Here is a 21039-nt window from a genome sequence, read left to right as displayed (position 1 = left end):
AGCGTTACGGAAAAGGCGTAAATATCAAAACATGTTTGCATGAGGCGCTGGGGCGCCCCATGCAACACGTAATTGGGACATAGCCTTTTTTATTGCTCTTCAAGCCGTTGCCTGCCTCACAGAATTCGCGTCGCCGCTTACCTTTTGCATCGAATCAAGTATACTTGTGCGCGAATTTAAAGAGCCAAATTGTAAAAAGGAAATTCACGTGAATCCTATTGTAAAGTCATTCCAGTACGGTCAACACACCGTCACTCTGGAAACCGGTGTGATGGCCCGTCAAGCCACTGCGGCCGTTATGGTCAGCATGGACGATACCTGCGTATTTGTGACCGTAGTCGGCAAGAAAGAGGCCGATCACGGCCGTGATTTCTTCCCGCTGACCGTCAACTACCAGGAGCGTACCTATGCTGCTGGTCGTATCCCGGGTGGTTTCTTCCGTCGTGAAGGCCGTCCGAGCGAAGGCGAGACCCTCATCTCCCGTCTGATCGACCGTCCTATTCGTCCGCTGTTCCCGGAAGGCTTCCTCAATGAGGTTCAGGTCGTTGCGACCGTAATGTCCGTGAATCCGGCCGTATCCCCCGACATCGTTGCCATGATCGGTGCCTCTGCTGCACTGGCCATCTCCGGTATCCCATTTGGCGGCCCGATCGGTGCTGCTCGCGTGGGTTACATGAACGGTCAGTATGTGCTGAACCCGACCACTACCGAACTGCCGCAGAGCGATCTGGATCTGGTAGTTGCCGGTACTGCCAATGCTGTGCTGATGGTTGAGTCCGAAGCGGCCATCCTTTCCGAAGAAGTGATGCTGGGCGCCGTGGTATACGGTCACGAGCAGATGCAGACCGTGATCAATGCGATCAACGAGTTTGCCGCTGCCGTCGGCACCAAGCCGTGGGACTGGACTCCGCCTGCCGTCAACGAAGCGCTGAAAGCCAAGGTTGCCGAGCTGGCGAGCGCCGAGCTGGGTGAAGCCTACCGCATCACCGAGAAGGCAGTTCGTTACGAAACCATCGCGGCCATCAAGGGTCGTGTGGTTGAGCAAGTTATCGCTTCCGGCGTGGAAGAAGATGCCAAGAAGATCGGCGAAGAGTTCCACAGCCTGGAAAGCCGCATCGTTCGTGGTCGCGTAGTACGTGGTGAGCCGCGTATCGATGGTCGCGATCCGGAAATGATCCGCGCCCTGAGCGTAGGTACCGGTATTCTGCCCCGTGCCCACGGTTCTGCCCTGTTCACCCGTGGTGAAACTCAGGCCATCGTGGTCGCCACTCTGGGTACCGAGCGTGACGCCCAGAACATCGACGAGCTGACCGGCAACCGTGCCGATCGCTTCATGCTGCACTATAACTTCCCACCATACTGTGTCGGTGAGACCGGCATGATGGGTAGCCCGAAGCGTCGTGAAATCGGTCACGGCCGTCTGGCCAAGCGCGGCGTTGCTGCCGTGATGCCGAGCGCCGCCGAGTTCCCGTACGTGGTGCGCGTGGTCTCTGAAATTACCGAATCCAACGGCTCCTCCTCCATGGCGTCTGTCTGTGGTTCCTCTCTGGCGCTGATGGATGCCGGTGTGCCGATCAAGGCCTCCGTTGCCGGTATCGCCATGGGGCTGGTGAAGGAAGAAGAAGGTTTCGTCGTGCTGTCCGACATCTTGGGTGACGAAGATCACCTGGGCGACATGGACTTCAAAGTAGCCGGTACCACCGAAGGTGTGACCGCGCTGCAGATGGACATCAAGATCGAAGGCATCACCAAAGAGATCATGGAGATTGCTCTGAAGCAAGCTCGTGGCGCTCGTCTGCACATCCTGAAAGTGATGGATGAAGCTATCCAGGCTCCGCGTGCCCAGATCTCCGATTTTGCACCGCGTATCCACACCATCAAGATCAATCCTGAGAAGATCAAGGACGTGATCGGTAAGGGTGGTTCAGTGATCCGTGCGCTGACCGAAGAGACCGGCACCAACATCGAGCTGGATGATGACGGTACTGTACGTATCTCCGCCGTGGCCAACGAAGCCGCCATGGAAGCGATCCGTCGCATCGAGGCTATCACCGCCGAGATCGAAGTGAACCGCATCTATGAAGGTAAAGTTGTTCGTCTGGCCGATTTCGGTGCATTCGTCAACATTCTGCCGGGCAAAGATGGTCTGGTACACATCTCCCAGATCACCGACGCTCGCGTGCAGAACGTGGCTGACCACCTGACCATCGGTGACGTGGTCAAGGTGAAGGTACTGGAAGTGGACCGTCAGGGCCGCGTACGTCTCTCCATCAAGGAAGCGAACGCCCCGACCGAAGCGGCTGCACCTGCTGCTGACTCCGCTCCGGCCGCTGAAGAAGCGCCTGCTGCAGAGTAATCTGCTCGCCTGATACCGGATTGGTTCCGGTTGATGTAAAAAGTCCGGCTCCCCTTGGGTGGGGAGCCGGACTTTTTTATGGCAAGATCAGCTGCGGCTGGTTGACATCTGGCAACTGTTGGCAACTGCTATCCGGCAGATAGATCTCCCCTGGCTCCCAAGTTGGCGCACCAGATTGCCCCATTCGGTCAATAGCCACTGATTGGTAGCGAACAAAAACGACTGTTGGGCCGAGGCATCTGCAGCCACAGGGCAAACAGGGTGATATGACGACTCATAAGAGGGTTAGCGCTCCTGCTCGTAGCCCAGCAGATCGCCGGGCTGGCATTTGAGTTCACGGCAGATGGCCTCCAGAGTGGAGAAGCGCACCGCCTTGGCGTGGCCATTCTTGAGGATCGAGAGGTTGGCCTCGGTGATGTCGATGCGCTGGGCCAGCTCGCGGGCGGTCATTTTGCGCTCTGCCAGCAGGGCATCGAGGCGGATGATAATGGGCATACGTTCCTCACACCGTCAGTTGCTGTTCATCGGCCAGCAGTTTGGCCTCGCGCATGACCAGTGCCAGCGCCAGTACGATCAGTCCCGCCAGCAGTACCCGGAAATCTGAGGTACTCAGCGCTATGGTACCGAGTACTTCCGGGCCTCTCATGGTGAGCACCGTATCCAGCAAGGGGGTCAGGATCAATTCGACCAGGAAGGTTGTACAGAGCAGCACTCCGATCTGCCGATAGCGGCGGATCTGCTCGAAGGTGAAGAGCAGACCGGCGCGGTAGCCACGAAACAGCTGGCGCAGTTGCCACAGCATCATCATAAAGACCAGATCCGGCAACAGCTGTACCAGGGTGCCGAGCAGCCGGGTGGAGAAGTGAAGGGGATAGTCGGCAGGATGGATGCCGGGGCGGCTCAAGATGGTGTTGAGCTTCTCCTGCAGAAAATCGGCGCCACCGAAGGGGGTCCACACCTCCAGCAAGGTGATCAAAGGGGTCGCCAGCAGTGCCAGCAGTAGCAGCCATTCGATCAGCATGCTCGAGCGTTCGAGTTTGTTGGAGATCATCTCATTCCTCACTGTGATGGTTTTATCTGAAAGGTAAAGTTTATCGTTTATCAATATTCACATCGGCAATGTTTATTGTTTTACGATATACAGTCAAGATAAAACTTATTGAAAAACGATAATTCCAATCTGTCCGAAGGGGATGACTTTTGGCTGCTGCCTCTCTAGACTGGCGAGGCTGTATACAAAAACTCAACATGGACAAGGAGTTATCGATGCACCAGGGATGGCTGCTGATCGGATTGTCGCTCACCTATCTGGGGCTGCTCTTTCTTATCGCCTTCGTGGCAGACAAGCACAAACGGCACCGTCTCAAGGGGCAACCGCTGCTCTACAGCCTGTCGCTGGCGGTCTACTGCACCTCCTGGACCTTCTTCGGCACCGTGGGGCAGGCGAGTGAATCCCCCTGGTCGCCAGTGCCCATCTACCTTGGCCCCATGCTGGTCTTTCTGTTTGGCTGGCGGCTGCTGGCGCGCCTTATTCTGGTGGCCAAGCGCGAGCACATCACCTCCATCGCCGACTTTATCGCCGCCCGTTACGGCAAATCCCAGCGGCTCGCCATGGTGATCGCCCTTATCGCCATCATGGGGATCCTCCCCTATCTGGTGTTGCAGCTCAAAGCCATCGTCACCGGGCTGGATCTGCTGATGGTCAACAGCGGCGGCATCAGCCCGACCAGCAATACCAGCGAGCTGGCGCTCGGGGTCACTCTGCTGCTGGCGCTGTTCAGCATCCTGTTCGGTACTCGCCATCTCGATGCCACCGAGCACCACAGGGGGATGGTGGTGGCCATCGCCTTCGAGTCGGTGGTCAAATTGCTGGCCTTTATCGCGGTGGGAGGCTTCGCCCTCTGGCTGATCCTGAGCAAACCGGGCGAGGCTCACGAACAGGTGACCCGCGACTTCTTTGCGCAGGTGATGGCGGTGAGCCCCGGCAACCTGCTGGAGCTTGCCATCTATACGGTGCTGGCGATGTGCGCTGTTATCTGCCTGCCGCGCCAGTTTCATGTGACTGTGGTGGAGAACAATCAGGGGCAGGATCTGCACTGGGCGCGCTGGATCTTCCCGCTCTACCTGTTCGTTATGGGGCTCTTTATCTGGCCGTTGGCGCTGGCGGGCAAGCAGTGGGTCGGGGCCGACATGGCCTCCGATACCTATGTGATCAGTCTGCCGATGGCCCTCGGGTTCGATGGCATGGCGATGCTGGCGTTTCTCGGCGGCACCTCGGCGGCCACCGGCATGGTGATCGTCTGCACCATCGCGCTGGCGATCATGGTGAGCAATGATCTGGTGCTGCCGGTGCTGCTGCGCCGCTTCTGGCGGCAGGGGCGCGACGAGCGGCTGGTACGGCTGCTGTTGCAGGTGCGCCGTGGCGCCATCCTGCTGATCTTGCTGGCGGCCTGGGGGCTCTACCTTTGGCTCGGCGATCTCACCAGCTTGTCGCGCATCGGCTATCTCTCTTTTGGCGCGGTGGCCCAGTTTGCGCCAGCCCTGCTGCTCGGCCTCTACTGGCGTCACGGCAATCGCAAGGGGGTTTATCTTGGGTTGAGCCTCGGGGTGAGCCTCTGGTTCGTCACCCTGTTGGTGGAGAGTGGCTTGCTGGCCGGTTCACCGCTGGCCGAGCTGCTGGCGCCGCCGGACTGGCCCGCGTTTCGCGAGCTGAGTCTCGGAGCCTGGTGTATCTTCCTGAGCCTGCTGTTCAACCTGCTCGGCTATGTGGCCGGTTCCTTATTGTCGCGCCCTGCGGTGAGCGAGCGGCTGCAGGCGGCCAACTTTGTCGGCAAGCCGAGCCGCGATACCGCCGCCCTCTATCAGGCGCGGGTCTCGGTCAAGGAGCTGGAGATGCTGGCGGCCCGCTTTGTCGGCTCAAGCCGGGTCAAACGCGCCTTTGGTCGCTTCGCCGGTGAGCGGGGCGGCACCCTGGCGCCCCAGATGCAGGCCTCGGCCGAGCTGATTGCCCATACCGAGCGGCTGCTGGCGGGGGTGTTTGGTACCTCGTCAGCGCGGCTGGTGCTTGCCTCTGCCCTGCAGGGACGAAACATGCAGCTCGAGGAGATCGCCACCATAGTCGATGAGGCCTCCGACGTGTTTCGCTTCAACCGCGGCCTGTTGCAGGGGGCGATCGAGCATATCGGACAGGGGATCTCGGTGGTGGACAGGGAGCTTCGGCTGGTGGCCTGGAACCGCCGCTACATCGAGCTGTTCCACTATCCGCCGGGGCTTATTCAGGCAGGGCGCCCCATTGAAGAGATCATCCGCTATAACGCCCAGCAGGGGCTCTGTGGCCCCGGCGATATCGAGGATCACGTGGCGCGGCGGGTCGCCTTTATGAAGCGGGGCAGCGCCCATATCTCGGCGCGGGAGCGCCCCGATGGGCGGGTGATCGAGATGCAGGGCAACCCCATGCCCGCCGGTGGTTTTGTCATGACCTTTACCGACATCACGCCGTTTCGCGATGCGGAGCGGGTGCTGCGCGAAGCGAACGAACATCTGGAGGCACGGGTGGCCGAGCGCACCCGTGAGCTCTCCGAGCTCAACCGTCAACTGCTGCTGGTGAACCAGCAGGTGGAGCGGGCCAATCAATCCAAGAGCCGTTTTCTGGCGGCGGTCAGCCATGATCTGACCCAGCCCCTCAATGCCGCCAAGCTGTTTACCTCCTCCCTGCTGGAGATGCTGCCCGATGCTGGTGAGCAGGCCCGCATCGCCCGCCATATCGACGATGCGCTGGGGGCGACCGAGGATCTCATCACCGATCTGCTCGATATCTCGCGGCTCGAAGCGGGCAAGTTCAAGGCCAAGAAGCTCGACTTTGCCCTGCGCGATCTGCTCGACAACCTCAAGGCGGAGTTTGGCGTACTGGCGCAGGCGGGGGGGATCCACTTCTCGGTGGTGGAGAGCAAGCACGCGGTACACAGCGATGTGCGGCTGCTGCGCCGGGTGCTGCAGAACTTCCTCACCAATGCGTTTCGCTACAACCCGGGCGGCAGGGTGCTGCTCGGTTGCCGCCGGATGGGGGAGAAGATCCGCATCGAGGTGTGGGATAACGGCCCCGGCATCCCGCAAGACAAGCAGGAGGCGATCTTCGACGAGTTCTCCCGCCTCGATCACTCCCGCACCGCCAAGGAGCAGGGGCTGGGTCTGGGGCTTGCCATCGCCCGCGGCATCTCGCTGGTGCTCGGTCATCAGCTCACATTGCAGAGCTGGCCGGGCAAGGGGTCGGTCTTTGCGGTGACCCTCAATCTGGCGACCCGGCCGGTCACGGCCCATCAGCTGGCGGCGCCGGTGGTGCGTGACAGCCAGCTGGAGGGGGTAGCCGTGCTCTGTATCGACAACGAGCGGGACATTCTGACCGCCATGAGCACCCTGCTCGGCCGTTGGGGCTGCGAGGTGCGCTGCGCCGTCGATCTGGCCGAAGCCGAGGCGCTGGTGGCAGAAGGGTTTGTGCCGAGACTGGTGCTCTCCGACTACCACCTCGACGACGGCAAGACCGGGTTGGAGGCGCTCGCTGCCCTGCAACGAGTGTGTGGCGACGAGCTGGGAGGCATCATCATCAGTGCCGATCGCAAGAGCGAGCTGCAGGCACAGATCCGCGAGCGGGGGTATGGCTACATCAGCAAACCGGTCAAACCGCTCAAATTGCGGGCCCTGATGAACAGTCTGCTGCTGCGCTAGCCGCATCTGGGGCGGCTAGCCGTGAACCGGCTCACAAAACCGCGCAATGATCCCGTGGACCCTGGTCATGGTTCAATGCCGAAAACAGAGATTTATTGGCGAAGATATCTTCATCTTCCTGCGCAATCGCCGCCAGTTACAGTATTGGCTTGCCACTGTCGGTGAACGCCGACAGTGGCAGACCGGATTGGCTCACTCTATAGTCGGGATGCGATTTTTTGCATCGCAAATGAAGTAACCGAAGGGCAAACCGATCGCGAGATCGGGACGCAAAGCTTCCGGTCCAGGGATGAGCCGTACTTGAGATAGCGGGGCCACCACAGGTTGTTGTGCACCTTTGCCAAGAGGCCGCACTGCCGTCTGCGTTACCTGTCAGGGCGTAGCCCTTTTCGTTGCCAACATAACGAAATAGGGAAATATAAAAATGCTAAGTCCAAAGCCTACCATGCTGGCCCTCGCGGTCGGTTTGTGCTGCGCCTCGTCCGCTTATGCTGCGGCGCCCGGCAAGCCCACCATCGGATGGGGCCCCACCAAGTTTTCCATCGTTGAAGTCGATCAGGCGGCCACTGCCTACAACAATCTGGTCAGGGTAAAGGATGCCGCCGATGTGGAGGTGAACTGGAACCTCTGGAGCGGCGATCTGGGCCAGAGTGCCAAGGTACTGCTCAATGGTCAGGAGGTGTGGTCCGGCCCCTCGGCCGCAGCGGGCAGCGCGAAATTCAAGGTGAAGAAAGGGGGGCGCTACCAGATGCAGGTGGCGCTGTGCAACGCCGATGGCTGTACCCTCTCTGATGCCAAGGAGATCGTGGTCGCCGATACCGACGGCAGCCATCTGGCGCCACTCAAGGCGCCGCTGCAGGAGAACAACAAGCCCTACGCCAACAAGTCCGGCAAGGTGGTGGGGACTTACTATGTGGAGTGGGGGGTCTATGGTCGCAAGTTTACGGTGGACAAGATCCCGGCCCAGAACCTGACCCATATCCTCTATGGTTTCACCCCCATCTGCGGCGGGGATGGCCTCAACGACAGCCTCAAGGAGATCGAAGGGAGCTTCCAGGCGCTGCAACGGGCGTGTGCCGGTCGCGCCGACTTCAAGGTGGCGATGCACGATCCCTGGGCCGCCATCCAGATGCCGCAAGGCAACCTCACTGCCCATGATGAGCCCTACAAGGGCAACTTTGGCGCCCTGATGGCGCTCAAGCAGGCCTATCCGAATCTCAAGATCCTCCCCTCGGTCGGTGGCTGGACCCTCTCCGATCCCTTCTATTTCCTCGGTGACAAAACCAAGCGCGATGTGTTTGTCGGCTCGGTGAAAGAGTTCCTGCAGACCTGGAAGTTCTTCGACGGTGTGGATATCGACTGGGAGTACCCGGGCGGACAGGGGGCCAACCCGAAACTGGGCAGCCCGAGTGATGGTGCCACCTATGTGGCCCTGATGAAGGAGCTGCGGGCCATGCTCGATGAGCTGGAGGCCGAGACCGGTCGCCAGTATGAGCTCACCTCGGCCATCGGGGCGGGGGGCGACAAGATCCAGGATGTGGACTACAAGGCGGCCCAGCCCTACATGGACCACATCTTCATGATGACCTACGACTACAACGGTGCCTGGAGCAACACCGAGCTGGGCCACCAGACCAACCTCTATGCGGCGAGCTGGGATCCCGATACCAAGTACACCACCGACAAGGCGGTGAATCAGCTGCTGGCGCAGGGGGTTGAACCGGGCAAGCTGGTGGTCGGTGCCGCCATGTATGGCCGTGGCTGGACCGGGGTGAGCGGTTATCAGGGCAACAACCCCTTCACCGGCAAGGCGACCGGCAAGGTGAAAGGCACCTGGGAGGACGGGGTGGTGGATTACCGCGACATCGTCAACAACCGGATGGGGGCGGGCTGGGAGAAGGGCTATGACGAAGTGGCCGAGGCGCCCTATCTGTTCAAGGCGGCGACCGGCGATCTTATCACCTATGACAACGAACGCTCGGTCAAGGCCAAGGGGCAGTATGTGCTGGCCAACAAGCTCGGTGGCCTCTTCTCCTGGGAGATCGATGCCGACAACGGCGACATCCTCAACGCCATGCACGAGGGGCTGGGCCACGGCGAGGGGACGACTCCACCAGCCAACAAGCCGCCGCTGGCCAACGCGGGCAGTGACCTCAAGGTGACCGGCCCGACCGAGGTGACGCTGGATGGGTCAGCCTCCCACGATCCGGAAAACAGCGCGCTCAGCTACAGCTGGAAGCAGATCTCCGGCCCGCAGGCTGCCCTGCTTGATGCCACTCAGGCCAAGGCCCGTGTTGTACTCGATGCCGTGTCCGCCGACATCAATCTGGTGTTCGAGCTGACAGTGACCGATGACCAGCAGTTGAGTGCCAAGGATCAGGTTGTTGTCACCAACAAGGCGCCGCAGGCCAATCTGGCGCCGGTGGTGAGTGTAACTGCCACGGCCTCTGTGGAAGCGGGCAAGCAGGTGACCATCAAGGCGACCGCCTCTGATCCGAACGGTGATCCGTTGACCTATCAGTGGAGCGTGCCGGCAGGCATCACCGCAACGGGCCAGAACAGCGCCACCCTGGTGGTGACTGGCCCGAACGTCACCAGCGACACCGGCTATGACCTGAGCGTCACCGTCTCCGACGGCGGGCTGGATGCCAGTGCGGCAACCCGTCTGACGGTCAAACCGGCCAGCAGCGGCGGTGGTTGCACGGCGACCGATCCAGATGCGGCCAACTGGCCAGTCTGGAAAGCGGCAAGCACCTATAACAGCGGCGACAAGGTGAGCCATAACCAGCTGGTGTGGCAGGCCAAGTACTGGACCCAGGGCAACGAGCCTAGTCGCACCGCGGATCAGTGGCTGCTGGTGAGCAAGGTGCAACTGGGTTGGGATGCCAATGTGGCCTACAACGGTGGCGAGCTCACCACCCATAACGGCCGTCAGTGGAAGGCGCAGTACTGGACCAAGGGTAATGAGCCCGGCAAACACGACGTCTGGCAGGATGTGGGAGCCGCCAGCTGTAAATAAGCATTGAATGGTGGCGGGGCATGCCGGTCATGCCCCGTTTTTTCTCCCCGCACAGCCACATCCTGGCGGGTCTGCCAATCGGTTTCCCCACCCAGCTTCTCTTTTGTGCCTGCAAAGCAGCCCTTCCGGGCTAGTGATTAATGCTCTCCCCGATAGCTGGCATCTGTGCCGCACGCTGCTCTTTGTGGTGCCGCTTGTGTTGATACATGTCGGCATCTGCTCTGGCAAACGCGGCGGCAAAGTTGCCGCGATAGGGGGCCATCCCCATGCTGCACGAGATAGTGGGGGAGGCGTTGGCCAGCATGGCCGTCAGCCTGGCCATCGTCTGTTGCAGCTCGGTCGGTGTCAGAGTGGTGAGCAGCACAAACTCATCCCCGCCGAAGCGGGCGGCAATCACTCCCTGACCGAAGTGCTGGCGTATGCCATCTGCGATAAGGCGCAGGGCCTGATCACCCGCCAAATGGCCACTGCTGTCATTGAGCTGCTTGAGATTATCCATGTCGATCAGCAGCAGGGTGCCTTCCGGCTGCCCCTGCAGAGCGAGTTCGAATTGCTGGCGATTGGCGAGCCCGGTCAGCTGGTCGGTATTGGCCAGCTGATAGATGCGGCGGGACTGCTGATAGATGGTGATGGCGTGGCGAATATCCCGCGCCAGGATCGCCATCAGGTGGCTGTCGTAGCGGGTAAAGGCATTACGTTTGCTGCTGTCCATATTGATCATGCCGTAGAGCTGACCATCGATATGGATCGGGGTCGCCAGCGTGGCCTGGATGGGCATGTCGGTGCAGTTGACCAGCAGCTCTCTGTCCTGTTCGGACAGGGGCATGGTGGCATTTATCTTCGACAGGTCGTTGATCAGCAGTGTTTTGTTGCAGCGCCCCTGAGTCAGCTTGTACTGAAAGGTGTGCTCCAGCGGCAGATTGATCCGCCGCAGTTTCACCAGATCCATGCCGATGGCCGCTTCATACCTCAACATGCCTGTGCCCGGCAGCAGCTTGATCAGGCAGCCCATCTCGGCTCCCGGGATCAACATCACGGCTCGTCTGAGCAGATCCTCCAGAAAGGCCTCTTCGGTCTGGTATTGCGCCGAGTTGCGGGCCAGTTCGGCGGTGGTTTCGTTGATCTTGAGCGCCTCACTCAGATGCTGCCACTGGCGGTGCAGATGGTAGCGGTAGTGGCGATAGAGCCAGAAGGTGCAGATAAGGTAGCTCTGGACTAGCAAGGTGCTGGCAAGCGGCGCCCTTTGCCAGCCATTGAGGCTGTTGATAAGCCAGATCATCCCGGCCAGTGGCAAGGCATAAATCGTCAAACGAACAAATTTGTCGTATCTGGATAACCGGGTGCGTGAGGGCAGTTCGCTGGGCATGAAGACACCTGCTGGCCATGCAAAGCGGCGATTATAAATTCATTAGTTGCGATACAGATGGGTCTTTTGTCGCATATTGTTCTTACTCATTGATTTTTCTCAATTTGGTGTGATGCAGATCAAAAAAATGGTGTGAGGTATCTGGTTGGAGGTGATGAGATTAGGTCTGCATATCCGGCTGTTTTTTAAACATTAATTTCTTGAAAGTAGGTAATTGTCGGGGTTGGAAACCGGTGGGCTGGCAATGGTCCGATTTGCTTACTTATCAGAATTTCCCTACAGTCAATCGGCGATTATTTTGCGATTATTTATCGCCAGAAATAACGTTGTGACAAGGGCAAACCGATTGAAAAGTCGGGACGCAAAGCTTCCGGTCTAAGGGTCAAGACGACTTAGGATAGCGGGGCCACCACAGTAGTATGCAGGCTGCCTTTGCCAAGGGGTGGTCGTTTTTGTGTCACCTGTCGTGTTGCGTTGCCCTTTCGTTTTTCCCATAACGAAACGAAAAGGAAAGCAATATGCTAAGTCCAAAACCCGCACTGCTGGCCATGATGGTCGGTACCCTGCTCGCCTCCTCCGCCGCTTATGCGGCAGCTCCCGGCAAACCCGCCATCGGTTGGGGCCCCACCAAGTTTGCCATCGTCGAAGTCAACCAGTCCGTGACCGCTTATAACGAGCTGGTCAAGGTGAAGGATGGCGCCGATGTGACCGTCACCTGGAATCTCTGGAACGGCGATATCGGCCAGAGTGCCAAGGTGCTGCTGGATGGCAAGGAGGTGTGGTCCGGTCCCGCTTCCGCCGCGGGTACCGCCACCTTCAAGGTGCACAAGGGGGGCCGCTATCAGATGCAGGTCGCGCTGTGCAACGGCGATGGCTGCACCCTGTCTGATGCCAAGGAGATCGTGGTCGCCGATACCGATGGCAGCCACCTTGCGCCGCTCAAGCCTGCCCTGCAGGAGCACAACAAGCCTTACGTCAACAAGTCCGGCAAGGTGGTCGGTACCTACTATGTGGAGTGGGGGGTCTATGATCGCAACTTCACCGTGGACAAGCTGCCAGCCCAGAACCTGACCCATATCCTCTATGGCTTCACCCCGATCTGTGGCGGTGATGGTCTCAACGACAGCCTCAAAGAGATTTCTGGCAGCTTCCAGGCGCTGCAACGTGCCTGTGCCGGGCGCAAGGATTTCCAGGTTGCCATTCACGACCCTTGGGCCGCGCTGCAAAAAGGGCAGGGGTCACTGGTTGCCTGGGATGAGCCCTACAAGGGCAACTTCGGCAATCTGATGGCCCTCAAACAGGCTTATCCTGACCTGAAGATCCTCCCCTCCGTCGGTGGCTGGACCCTCTCCGACCCCTTCTTCTTTATGCATGACAAGGCCAAGCGTGACGTGTTCGTCGCCTCGGTCAAAGAGTTCCTGCAGACCTGGAAGTTCTTCGACGGTGTCGATATCGACTATGAGTTCCCGGGCGGCGACGGTGCCAACCCCAATCTGGGGGACAAGACCAAAGATGGTGAAACCTATGTGCTGATCATGAAGGATCTGCGCGCCATGCTCGACGAGCTAGAGGCCGAGACCGGTCGCACCTATCAGCTCACCTCCGCCATCGGTGCCGGTTACGACAAGATTGAGGATGTGGATTACAAGGCTGCCCAGCAGTACATGGACCACCTCTTCGTGATGAGTTACGACTACAACGGTGCCTGGAGCAATACCTCCCTGGGTCATCAGGCCAACCTCTATCAGGCCACCAACGGCTCGGCCAACAAGCGCTACAACACTGATGCAGCGGTACAGCAACTGCTGGCGCAAGGGGTCGACTCCGAGAAGCTGGTGATCGGTGCCGCCGCCTACGGTCGCGGCTGGAAAGGGGTGAGCGGATATCAGGGCAACGATCCCTTCACCGGCACCGCCACCGGCAAGATCAAAGGCACCTGGGAAGATGGCGTGCTGGATTATCGCCACATCGTCAACAGCCATATGGGCGCAGGCTGGGAGTACAACTACGACGAGACTGCCGAAGCGGCCACCCTGTTCAAGCCCTCCACCGGCGAGCTGATCACCTATGACGACGAGCGCTCGGTCAAGGCGAAAGGCCAATACGTGCTGGCCAACAAGCTGGGCGGGCTCTTCTCCTGGGAGATCGATGCCGACAACGGTGACATCCTCAACGCCATGCATGAAGGTCTCGGTCACGGTGAAGGGGTCACTCCGCCAGCCAACAAGCCGCCGGTTGCCAATGCGGGCAGCGATGTGGCGGTGACCGGCCCGGCTACCCTGATGCTGGATGGCTCAGCCTCCCACGATCCGGAAAAAGGCTCTCTGACCTACAGCTGGAAGCAGGTCTCCGGCCCGCAAGCTGTGCTGGGCGATACCACGCAGGCCAAGGTGCGGGTCGATGTGAATGCCGTGAGCGCAGATACCGCGCTGGTGTTCGAGCTGACGGTGACTGATGACCATCAACTGACCGCCAAGGATCAGGTGGTGGTGACCAACAAGGCGCCGCAACCCAACCTACCACCAGTGGTCACCCTGCCCGCCAGCGTCAAGGTGGAAGCGGGCAAGCAAGTGAGCATCACTGCCAAGGCATCCGACCCCAATGGCGACGAGCTGATCTATCAATGGCAAGTGCCTGCCGGTATCACTGCGACCGGCCAGAACAGCGCCACCCTGGTGGTCACCGGCCCGGCGGTGGATGTCGAAACCGGTTATGACCTCTCTGTGACCGTCTCCGATGGCGCACTCGACGCCAACGCGGCAACCCGCCTCACCGTCACGCCAGTCAACGAAGGCGGTGAAGGGGGCTCTTGCAACACCACAGATCCGGAAGCGGCCAACGTTCCCGCATGGCAGGCCAGCAAGGTCTACAACGGCGGTGACAAGGTGAGCCATAACCAGCTGGTATGGCAGGCCAAGTACTGGACTCAGGGTAATGAGCCGAGCCGCGCCGCCGATCAGTGGGCGCTGCTGAGTCAGGTTGATCTGGGTTGGAACGCAGCCGTTGCCTACAACGGCGGGGATCTCACCAACCACAACGGCCGTCAGTGGAAGGCCAAGTGGTGGACTCAAGGCAATGAGCCGGGCAAGCACGATGTCTGGCTGGATATCGGGGCAGCAAGCTGTAACTGAGGCCTCCTCACCGATGACGGGGCATGGCGACATGCCCCTCATTCCCGGTAGCAATATGAACGAGAACCCGACAATGACCACAAATGTGACCCGCATCGCAGCCCTCATCATGGCAACTCTGGCGGCTGGCCCCTTGTCTGCCACCACCTCGCCCCTGATATTCAATGACACGACACCGCAAAGCGATCTGACCGGCAGTCTGGCTGCCAGCGTACAGTTTGCCCAGAGCCAGATCCTGCCGTCCCATCCCAAAGAGGGGGATCGCCAACCCATCCTGACCAGCCTGCGCAAGAGCCTGCTGCTGGTGAAACCGCTCCAGGCCGACGGGGTGACCCCCATAACGGTGGATGCCCGTGACGGCAGCGGCAAGCTGCTTGGCTCCCTGACCTTGTCGCCGCCATCAGCACTGCCCGAGACGGTCTACCACCTCGCGGGGGCTCCAGAAGGGGGAGTGAGCTTCGTCCCTGAGAGCGGCACCACTGCCATCATCAGCAGCAGTGCTGATTTGGCCAAACTGAACGACAAGAGCGGCGCCTTCCTCAAGGAGCGGCTCACTGGTCGCGCGCTGGTTGAGATCCAGACCGCCGACGGCCGCTGGGTTCGGGATATCTACCTGCCCGTGAGCCCGGAGCTGGAGGGGAAGATGGTGCGGATCCGCTCCAGCGCCGGTTATAACTCGACGGCTTTTTATGGTGAGCGACAGGTGACCGTCTCCCGTGGCCAGACCCTGCAGTTCAAGTTTGCCAATGGGCAGTGGTTCCGCGAGGGGGAGCTGGAGAACAACCGCATCACCTATGCAGCGGATACCTGGAGCGGCGAGCTGCCTGCCGAGTGGATCCAGCCCGGACTGAACCTCTCCGTTCGTCAGGGCAATCTCAGTGGTGAACTGCGTGACATCAAGGTCGGCGCCCCCGGCGAGCTGCTGCTGCACACCATCGACATCGGCATGCTCACCCCGCCACGGGATCGCTTTGCCTTTGCCAATGACAAGGAGGCCCATCGCGAATACTTCCAGACCATTCCGGCCAGCCGGATGATTGTCAGTCAGTATGCACCGCTCTCCCTGCCTGAGGTGATGCTGCCCAATGGCACCTTGCTGACCGATTTTGACCCGAGCGAAGGGGGCTGGCATGGCGGCACCATGCGCCAGCGCATCGGCAAAGAGCTTATCTCCCACGGCATCGACAATGCCAACTACGGCATCAACAGCAGTGCCGGTGAAGGGGAGGGGAGCCATCCCTTTGTGGCGGCCCAGCTGACGGCGCACAACAGTCGCGGCAAGTATGCCAATGGAGTTCAGGTGCACGGAGGTTCCGGTGGCGGTGGCATCGTCACGCTGGATGATTCGCTGGGCAACGAGTTCAGCCACGAGGTGGGTCATAACTTCGGCCTTGGCCACTATGTAGATGGTTTCCGCGGCTCGGTTCATCGCAGTGCCGATCAGCTCAACTCCAGCTGGGGCTGGGACAGTGACAAACACCGTTTCATCCCCAACTTCTCGCCGACCCGCACCAATGAGGATGCCTGTCTGGATGGCCAGTGCCAGCCACCGTTCGATGGCCGCAAGTTTGGCCACGATGCGATGGCAGGCGGCCGCCCTCTCTCCGGCGCCAACCGTTTCACCCTCTATACCCCCAATTCGGCCGCCATCATCCAGCGTTTTCTGGAGAGCAAGGCGGTGTTCGATGCCAACTCGGCCACCGGCTTTAGCAAGTGGAACAGTGCGACGGCCAGGATGGAGCCCTATCAGCACACAATCGAGGGGATCGAGAAGGTCGATGCCCCCATGGATGCCCTGAGCGAGGCCGGACTGAGTGCCCTGCTGGCGGATTACGGTTTGGTCAGGGTCGCCATGTGGGATGGTCGCTGGACCCGTGATATCCGGGTGCCGGTTGCCTCTGCGGACAACCGCGGGCGCAGTCTGACCATCGATCACGGGGCCGGTTACAACAGCCACCTCTTTATCAACGGCAAGGATATCTTGGTGAGCAGGGGCTTCAAGAAGAGCTTCACCTCGGATGGCCTGAGCTGGGTGGAGGTCTCCCCCATCGATACCAAGGTTGCACGCAAGCCCGAGCAGTTCGGCGTGCCGGTGACCACCCTGGTGGGCTATTACGATCCGCAAGGAGCCCTGCGCAGTTATATCTATCCGGCGCTGCACGGTGCTTACGGCTTCACCTATCCGGATGACAGTAGCACCCTGTCCGGCAATGACTGCCAGTTGCAGGTGGAGACCCGCGATGGTCTACAGCGCTTCAGGCTGGCCAATCACAGAGCATCCAGTAGCGTCATGAACAAGTTCCACATCAACCTGCCCACCGCCAGCGAGCCCGGTCGCGCCACTATCCAGTGCCGTGGCCAGACACTGGTACAGCAGAGCTTGTTGCCACCGCAGCAGACTCTCTCCTTTACCGTCAACGGGCGGCTGCTGGAGCAGGGCGTGGTTGAGAACCAGCCTCCTGTGGTGACCGTACCGGCGCAGCTTGGCGGCATCGGCGGTGAGTGGCTGACCATCACTGCTGAGGCGAGGGATCCCGAGGGGGATGCGCTCAGCTACCGCTGGCACTTCCCGGCAGGCTGGCAGGCGGAGGGCGAGACCAGTGCCAACCTGCGTCTGCTACCGCCGGCTGTCACCACCAGCGAGCAGCATGAGCTGAGTGTGAGCGTCTCGGACGGGGTACATCAAAGCGAAGGGCGCGTCGTGCTGACGCTGGCGCCCGTGGTCGACGGCTCTTGCAACACCACAGATCCGGAAGCGGCCAGCGTTCCCGCATGGCAGGCCAGCAAGGTCTACAACGGCGGCGACAAGGTGAGCCACAACCAGCTGGTATGGCAGGCCAAGTACTGGACTCAGGGCAATGAACCGAGCCGCGCCGCCGATCAGTGGGCGCTGGTGAGTCAGGTTGATCTGGGCTGGAACGCAGCCGTTGCCTACAACGGCGGTGAGCTGACCAACCACAACGGCCGTCAGTGGAAGGCCAAGTGGTGGACTCAAGGCAACGAGCCGGGCAAGCACGATGTCTGGCTGGATGTCGGGGCGGCAAGCTGCCCCTAGGTTGAGTCCATGATGAAGATGGCGGAGCCTGTTCAGGCGGGTTCTGCCTTTTGCCACAAAACCATAGAGAGCAACAATAATGAAAAAAAACCGCATCACCCTTCTGCTTGCCGGCATGATGCTGAGCGGCCACCTGTGAGCGGCCGAGGCATACGACATCAACAAATCCTACCCGGGCGGCAGCCAGGTCAATTACAACGGCCAGGTTTTCGAGGCCAAGTGGTGGGTCAACCCGGGTCAGACTCCGGGCATGGCGGCCGCCAATGAGTGGGATACCCCGTGGAAGCTTGTCGGCGAAGGGGAAGTGACCCCGCCGGACACCGGTGGCGATGACAAGCCCAATCCGCCGACGCCTACCCCGCCGGATGGTAGCACCACCCCCGTCTATATGAGCCAGGCCGAGCTGGATGCCAAAGAGAAGGCGCTGACCGACTTCCCGGCGATGGAGGCGGTCAAGGCTTCCATCGCTACCCGTGACAATCTGGTGGTCGAGGCGGTGCTGCCGGGTCGTGCCGACAACCCGGGCAACGTCAAGCGGGTCGAAAGCCTGCTGAGCGAGAGCCAGTTCAACTACCTGTTCCCGCTGCGCGCCCCCGAGTACACCTATCGCGGCCTGCTGCAGGCGGCGGCCAAGTTCCCGGCCCTTTGCGGCGACTACAGAGATGGCCGCGATGCCGATGCTATCTGCCGCAAGACGTTGGCGACCATGTTCGCTCACTTCGCCCAGGAGACCGGCGGCCATGAAAACTGGCGCCCGGAAGCCGAGTGGCGTCAGGCGCTGGTCTACGTGCGCGAGATGGGATGGAATGAGACCATGCGCGGTGGTTACAACGCCGAGTGCCGCCCCGATGTGTGGCAGGGTCAGCAGTGGCCGTGCGGTACGTTCGACAATGGCGAGTTCAAGAGCTATTTTGGTCGAGGCGCCAAACAGCTCTCCTACAACTACAACTACAACTACAACTACGGCCCCTTCTCCGAGGCGATGTTCGGCACGGTGCGCACCCTGCTCGACCGCCCCGATCTGGTGGCCGACACCTGGCTGAACCTCGCCAGTGCGGTGTTCTTCTATACCTATCCGCAGCCGCCCAAGCCCTCCATGCTCCATGTCATCGATGGCACTTGGCAGCCAAATGACCATGACAAGCAGAACGGTCTGGTGCCGGGCTTCGGGGTCACCACCCAGATCATCAACGGTGGGGTGGAGTGCGGTGGTCCGGTCGAGCACGCCCAGTCCCAGAACCGCATCAACTACTACCGCGAGTTTGCCAACTACCTCGGGGTGGCGGTGCCATCCGACGAGGTGCTGGGTTGCAAGAACATGAAGGTGTTTGACGACAAGGGCGCCGGTGCCCTGCCCATCTACTGGGAGCAGGATTGGAGCTATGTGGCAGAGAACCCCAACGGCGGCAAGAGTTACGCTTGCAAGCTGGTGGGCTACCAGACCCGCTTCAGCGCCTTCAAGGAGGGGGATTACAGCCGCTGCGTTCAGCACTTCTATCCCGAAGTGGTGATCGAGGATAACGGCGGTGGTACCAACCTGCCGCCGGTAGCCAATATCACCGGCCCGGCGCAGGCCGAAGGTGGCAGCAAGGTGACCCTCTCCGGCCAGCACTCCAGCGATCCGGAAGGCAAGCCGCTGGCTTATGCCTGGACAATCCCGGTTGGAGCCTCTGCCTCGGCACTGGATCAGGTCACTCTGGAGTTGACTCTGCCCAAGCCAGCCAGCGATACCAAGCTGGAGATCAAACTGACGGTGACCGATGAAGGGAGCTTGAGCCGTAGCGCCACCCATAGCCTGCTGGTGAAAGGGGAGGAGGGGGGCGCAACGCCGCCTGACTATCCCGTCTATAAAGAGGGGACTCCCTACAAGGCGGGCGAGCGGGTCAGCAACGGCGGTGCCAGCTACGAGTGCAAACCGCACCCCTACACCGGCTGGTGCGCAGGTGCCGCCTGGGCCTATGAGCCGGGCAAGGGTACGGCTTGGGCCGATGCCTGGATCAAACTCTGAGCCGTTTCAGGGTTACAAGGCTTGCCGATTAGCCAGCGCACTATCTGGTGTAATCACAGTCTGGAGCAATAAAAGATGGGGCCTGCGGGCCCCATTCTTGTTTGGTGGAGTTCAGGTTTGGCCGTGGAACATCTGGCCCGGACAGGACAGCGCCTCGAAAGGGCTGTGTGATGATGTGTGTTGTTTTTTTATTACATTTTCCGTGAAAGGCTTTCAGCAATTACTTGCCGTAGCGGAAGTAGTATTCACGGGTGGAGGGGGCATAGGCATCTTTCTCTACAACGCCGTTCTTGGTGGTCGCACCGCGCAGGTGGAACAGGACTGCCAGATTCTCAAACATGGTTTACCTCATCGCTCTGTCATTTATGGTTATGGTGTGTGACCTGGGTCACGGTTTGATCCTATGGTCATTTGTGAGCCAGATCAACTTTCCGTGTTGTAAATTTACAAAAATCATGGAAAGGGTTTTCAAATGCAATGCCCTTTATGGAAAGGCTTTCCCGAGGTGACGGGGGAGAAGCTGACGATCAGCCTGCAAAAGATGCTTGAGAGCGGGGGCGTTGCACGGGGAAAGAGGCTTGCTGCACGGCCTCTCCTTTATAGGTGCTTGAGCCGATTTATGACATAAAACAGAGAGATAGCACGCGTCTTGCTGGTAAAAACAGCGAACTGCTGCAATTTTGACTAAACGAATCAGTCGCGGTTATTTTAGGGTTGACAGCAAAGCGGGTGATGCCTATCATGCGCCTCCGTTGCCGGAGATAACTTCGTCAGCGCCGAGGTGAGTTGGGGTTATAGCTCAGCTGGGAGAGCGCTTGCATGGCATGCAAGAGGTCCGCGGTTCGATCCCGCGTAGCTCCACCAAATTCTCCTCGAACAATCTGGAATCAAAGGGGTTATAGCTCAGCTGGGAGAGCGCTTGCATGGCATGCAAGAGGTCCGCGGTTCGATCCCGCGTAGCTCCACCAGATTCTTGATTGTGATTGAATACCCAGGGCAGTGTGGTGTGTATCACCCAAGCCGACCTTTGTGGGGTTATAGCTCAGCTGGGAGAGCGCTTGCATGGCATGCAAGAGGTCCGCGGTTCGATCCCGCGTAGCTCCACCATTATTTAGGATGAATGGCCGCCAGAACCATTCATTCAGTACCGAATTTGGGGTTATAGCTCAGCTGGGAGAGCGCTTGCATGGCATGCAAGAGGTCCGCGGTTCGATCCCGCGTAGCTCCACCAAATTCAGAGTGACTGCCGGTCATTCACAAAAATCGGGGTTATAGCTCAGCTGGGAGAGCGCTTGCATGGCATGCAAGAGGTCCGCGGTTCGATCCCGCGTAGCTCCACCAAATTCTTGTTAAAAGAAACAAAAAGGCCACCGCATCGCGGT

8 protein-coding genes, 5 tRNA genes, 1 pseudogene and 2 riboswitches are annotated in these 21039 nt (G+C 60.0%); of the genes and pseudogenes, 11 read left to right on the top strand and 3 right to left on the bottom strand.

Translation table 11 applies throughout. The annotated features are described in order from the left end of the window. Window positions 1–208 precede the first annotated feature (208 nt). On the top strand, window positions 209–2356 hold the full coding sequence (gene pnp / locus AB5Y85_RS09470; RefSeq protein WP_257688064.1) for a polyribonucleotide nucleotidyltransferase: 2148 nt from the start codon (window positions 209–211) through the stop codon (window positions 2354–2356). Between the two features lie 285 nt (window positions 2357–2641). Here pnp and AB5Y85_RS09465 read toward each other — a convergent pair whose 3' ends face one another. Together AB5Y85_RS09465 and AB5Y85_RS09460 are read right to left on the bottom strand one after the other, a co-directional pair. Further along, window positions 2642–2851 carry a helix-turn-helix transcriptional regulator gene (locus tag AB5Y85_RS09465; RefSeq protein ID WP_005335250.1) on the bottom strand — a complete coding sequence of 70 codons (210 nt, stop codon included), beginning with the start codon at window positions 2849–2851 and terminating at the stop codon, window positions 2642–2644. A 7-nt stretch (window positions 2852–2858) separates the two neighbouring features. Beyond that, window positions 2859–3407 carry a DUF2975 domain-containing protein gene (locus tag AB5Y85_RS09460; protein ID WP_139474035.1) on the bottom strand — a complete coding sequence of 183 codons (549 nt, stop codon included), beginning with the start codon at window positions 3405–3407 and terminating at the stop codon, window positions 2859–2861. Between the two features lie 215 nt (window positions 3408–3622). On the opposite strand from AB5Y85_RS09460, the gene AB5Y85_RS09455 reads away from it, so the two are divergent. After that, entirely contained in the window at window positions 3623–7078 is a 3456-nt protein-coding gene (locus AB5Y85_RS09455; RefSeq protein WP_257688063.1) for a PAS domain-containing hybrid sensor histidine kinase/response regulator, read from the top strand. A 234-nt stretch (window positions 7079–7312) separates the two neighbouring features. Then, window positions 7313–7400: riboswitch (cyclic di-GMP riboswitch) on the top strand. Between the two features lie 102 nt (window positions 7401–7502). Next, entirely contained in the window at window positions 7503–10097 is a 2595-nt protein-coding gene (locus tag AB5Y85_RS09450; protein ID WP_368221348.1) for a glycosyl hydrolase family 18 protein, read from the top strand. A gap of 130 nt (window positions 10098–10227) precedes the next feature. Here AB5Y85_RS09450 and AB5Y85_RS09445 read toward each other — a convergent pair whose 3' ends face one another. Then, window positions 10228–11463 carry a sensor domain-containing diguanylate cyclase gene (locus AB5Y85_RS09445; protein ID WP_257688061.1) on the bottom strand — a complete coding sequence of 412 codons (1236 nt, stop codon included), beginning with the start codon at window positions 11461–11463 and terminating at the stop codon, window positions 10228–10230. A gap of 326 nt (window positions 11464–11789) precedes the next feature. Then, a riboswitch (cyclic di-GMP riboswitch) is annotated at window positions 11790–11877 on the top strand. Between the two features lie 104 nt (window positions 11878–11981). Between AB5Y85_RS09445 and AB5Y85_RS09440 the strand changes: the two genes are divergently transcribed. The 8 genes and pseudogenes from AB5Y85_RS09440 to AB5Y85_RS09405 all read left to right on the top strand — a co-directional run bounded on the left by AB5Y85_RS09440 (window position 11982) and on the right by AB5Y85_RS09405 (window position 20998). Beyond that, the gene (locus AB5Y85_RS09440; protein WP_257688060.1) at window positions 11982–14594 is read left to right on the top strand and encodes a glycosyl hydrolase family 18 protein; all 2613 of its coding nucleotides are present in this window, start codon (window positions 11982–11984) and stop codon (window positions 14592–14594) included. 73 nt (window positions 14595–14667) lie between these two features. Then, on the top strand, window positions 14668–17649 hold the full coding sequence (locus AB5Y85_RS09435) for a M66 family metalloprotease (protein ID WP_257688059.1): 2982 nt from the start codon (window positions 14668–14670) through the stop codon (window positions 17647–17649). 79 nt (window positions 17650–17728) lie between these two features. Next, window positions 17729–19657, top strand: a pseudogene (locus tag AB5Y85_RS09430) (glycoside hydrolase family 19 protein). A gap of 788 nt (window positions 19658–20445) precedes the next feature. Beyond that, window positions 20446–20521: transfer RNA gene (locus AB5Y85_RS09425), tRNA-Ala, on the top strand. A gap of 28 nt (window positions 20522–20549) precedes the next feature. Further along, a tRNA-Ala gene (locus AB5Y85_RS09420) sits at window positions 20550–20625 on the top strand. 63 nt (window positions 20626–20688) lie between these two features. Next, window positions 20689–20764, top strand: a tRNA-Ala gene (locus tag AB5Y85_RS09415). 48 nt (window positions 20765–20812) lie between these two features. Continuing rightward, window positions 20813–20888, top strand: a tRNA-Ala gene (locus AB5Y85_RS09410). Window positions 20889–20922: 34 nt separating this feature from the next. Beyond that, a tRNA-Ala gene (locus AB5Y85_RS09405) sits at window positions 20923–20998 on the top strand. Window positions 20999–21039 lie beyond the last annotated feature (41 nt).

The organism is Aeromonas sp. R3-1, from assembly GCF_040908345.1.
GTDB lineage: Bacteria > Pseudomonadota > Gammaproteobacteria > Enterobacterales > Aeromonadaceae > Aeromonas > Aeromonas veronii.
The sequence above is the reverse complement of the archived record's forward strand: the minus strand, read 5'-3'. Positions and strand labels throughout refer to the sequence as shown.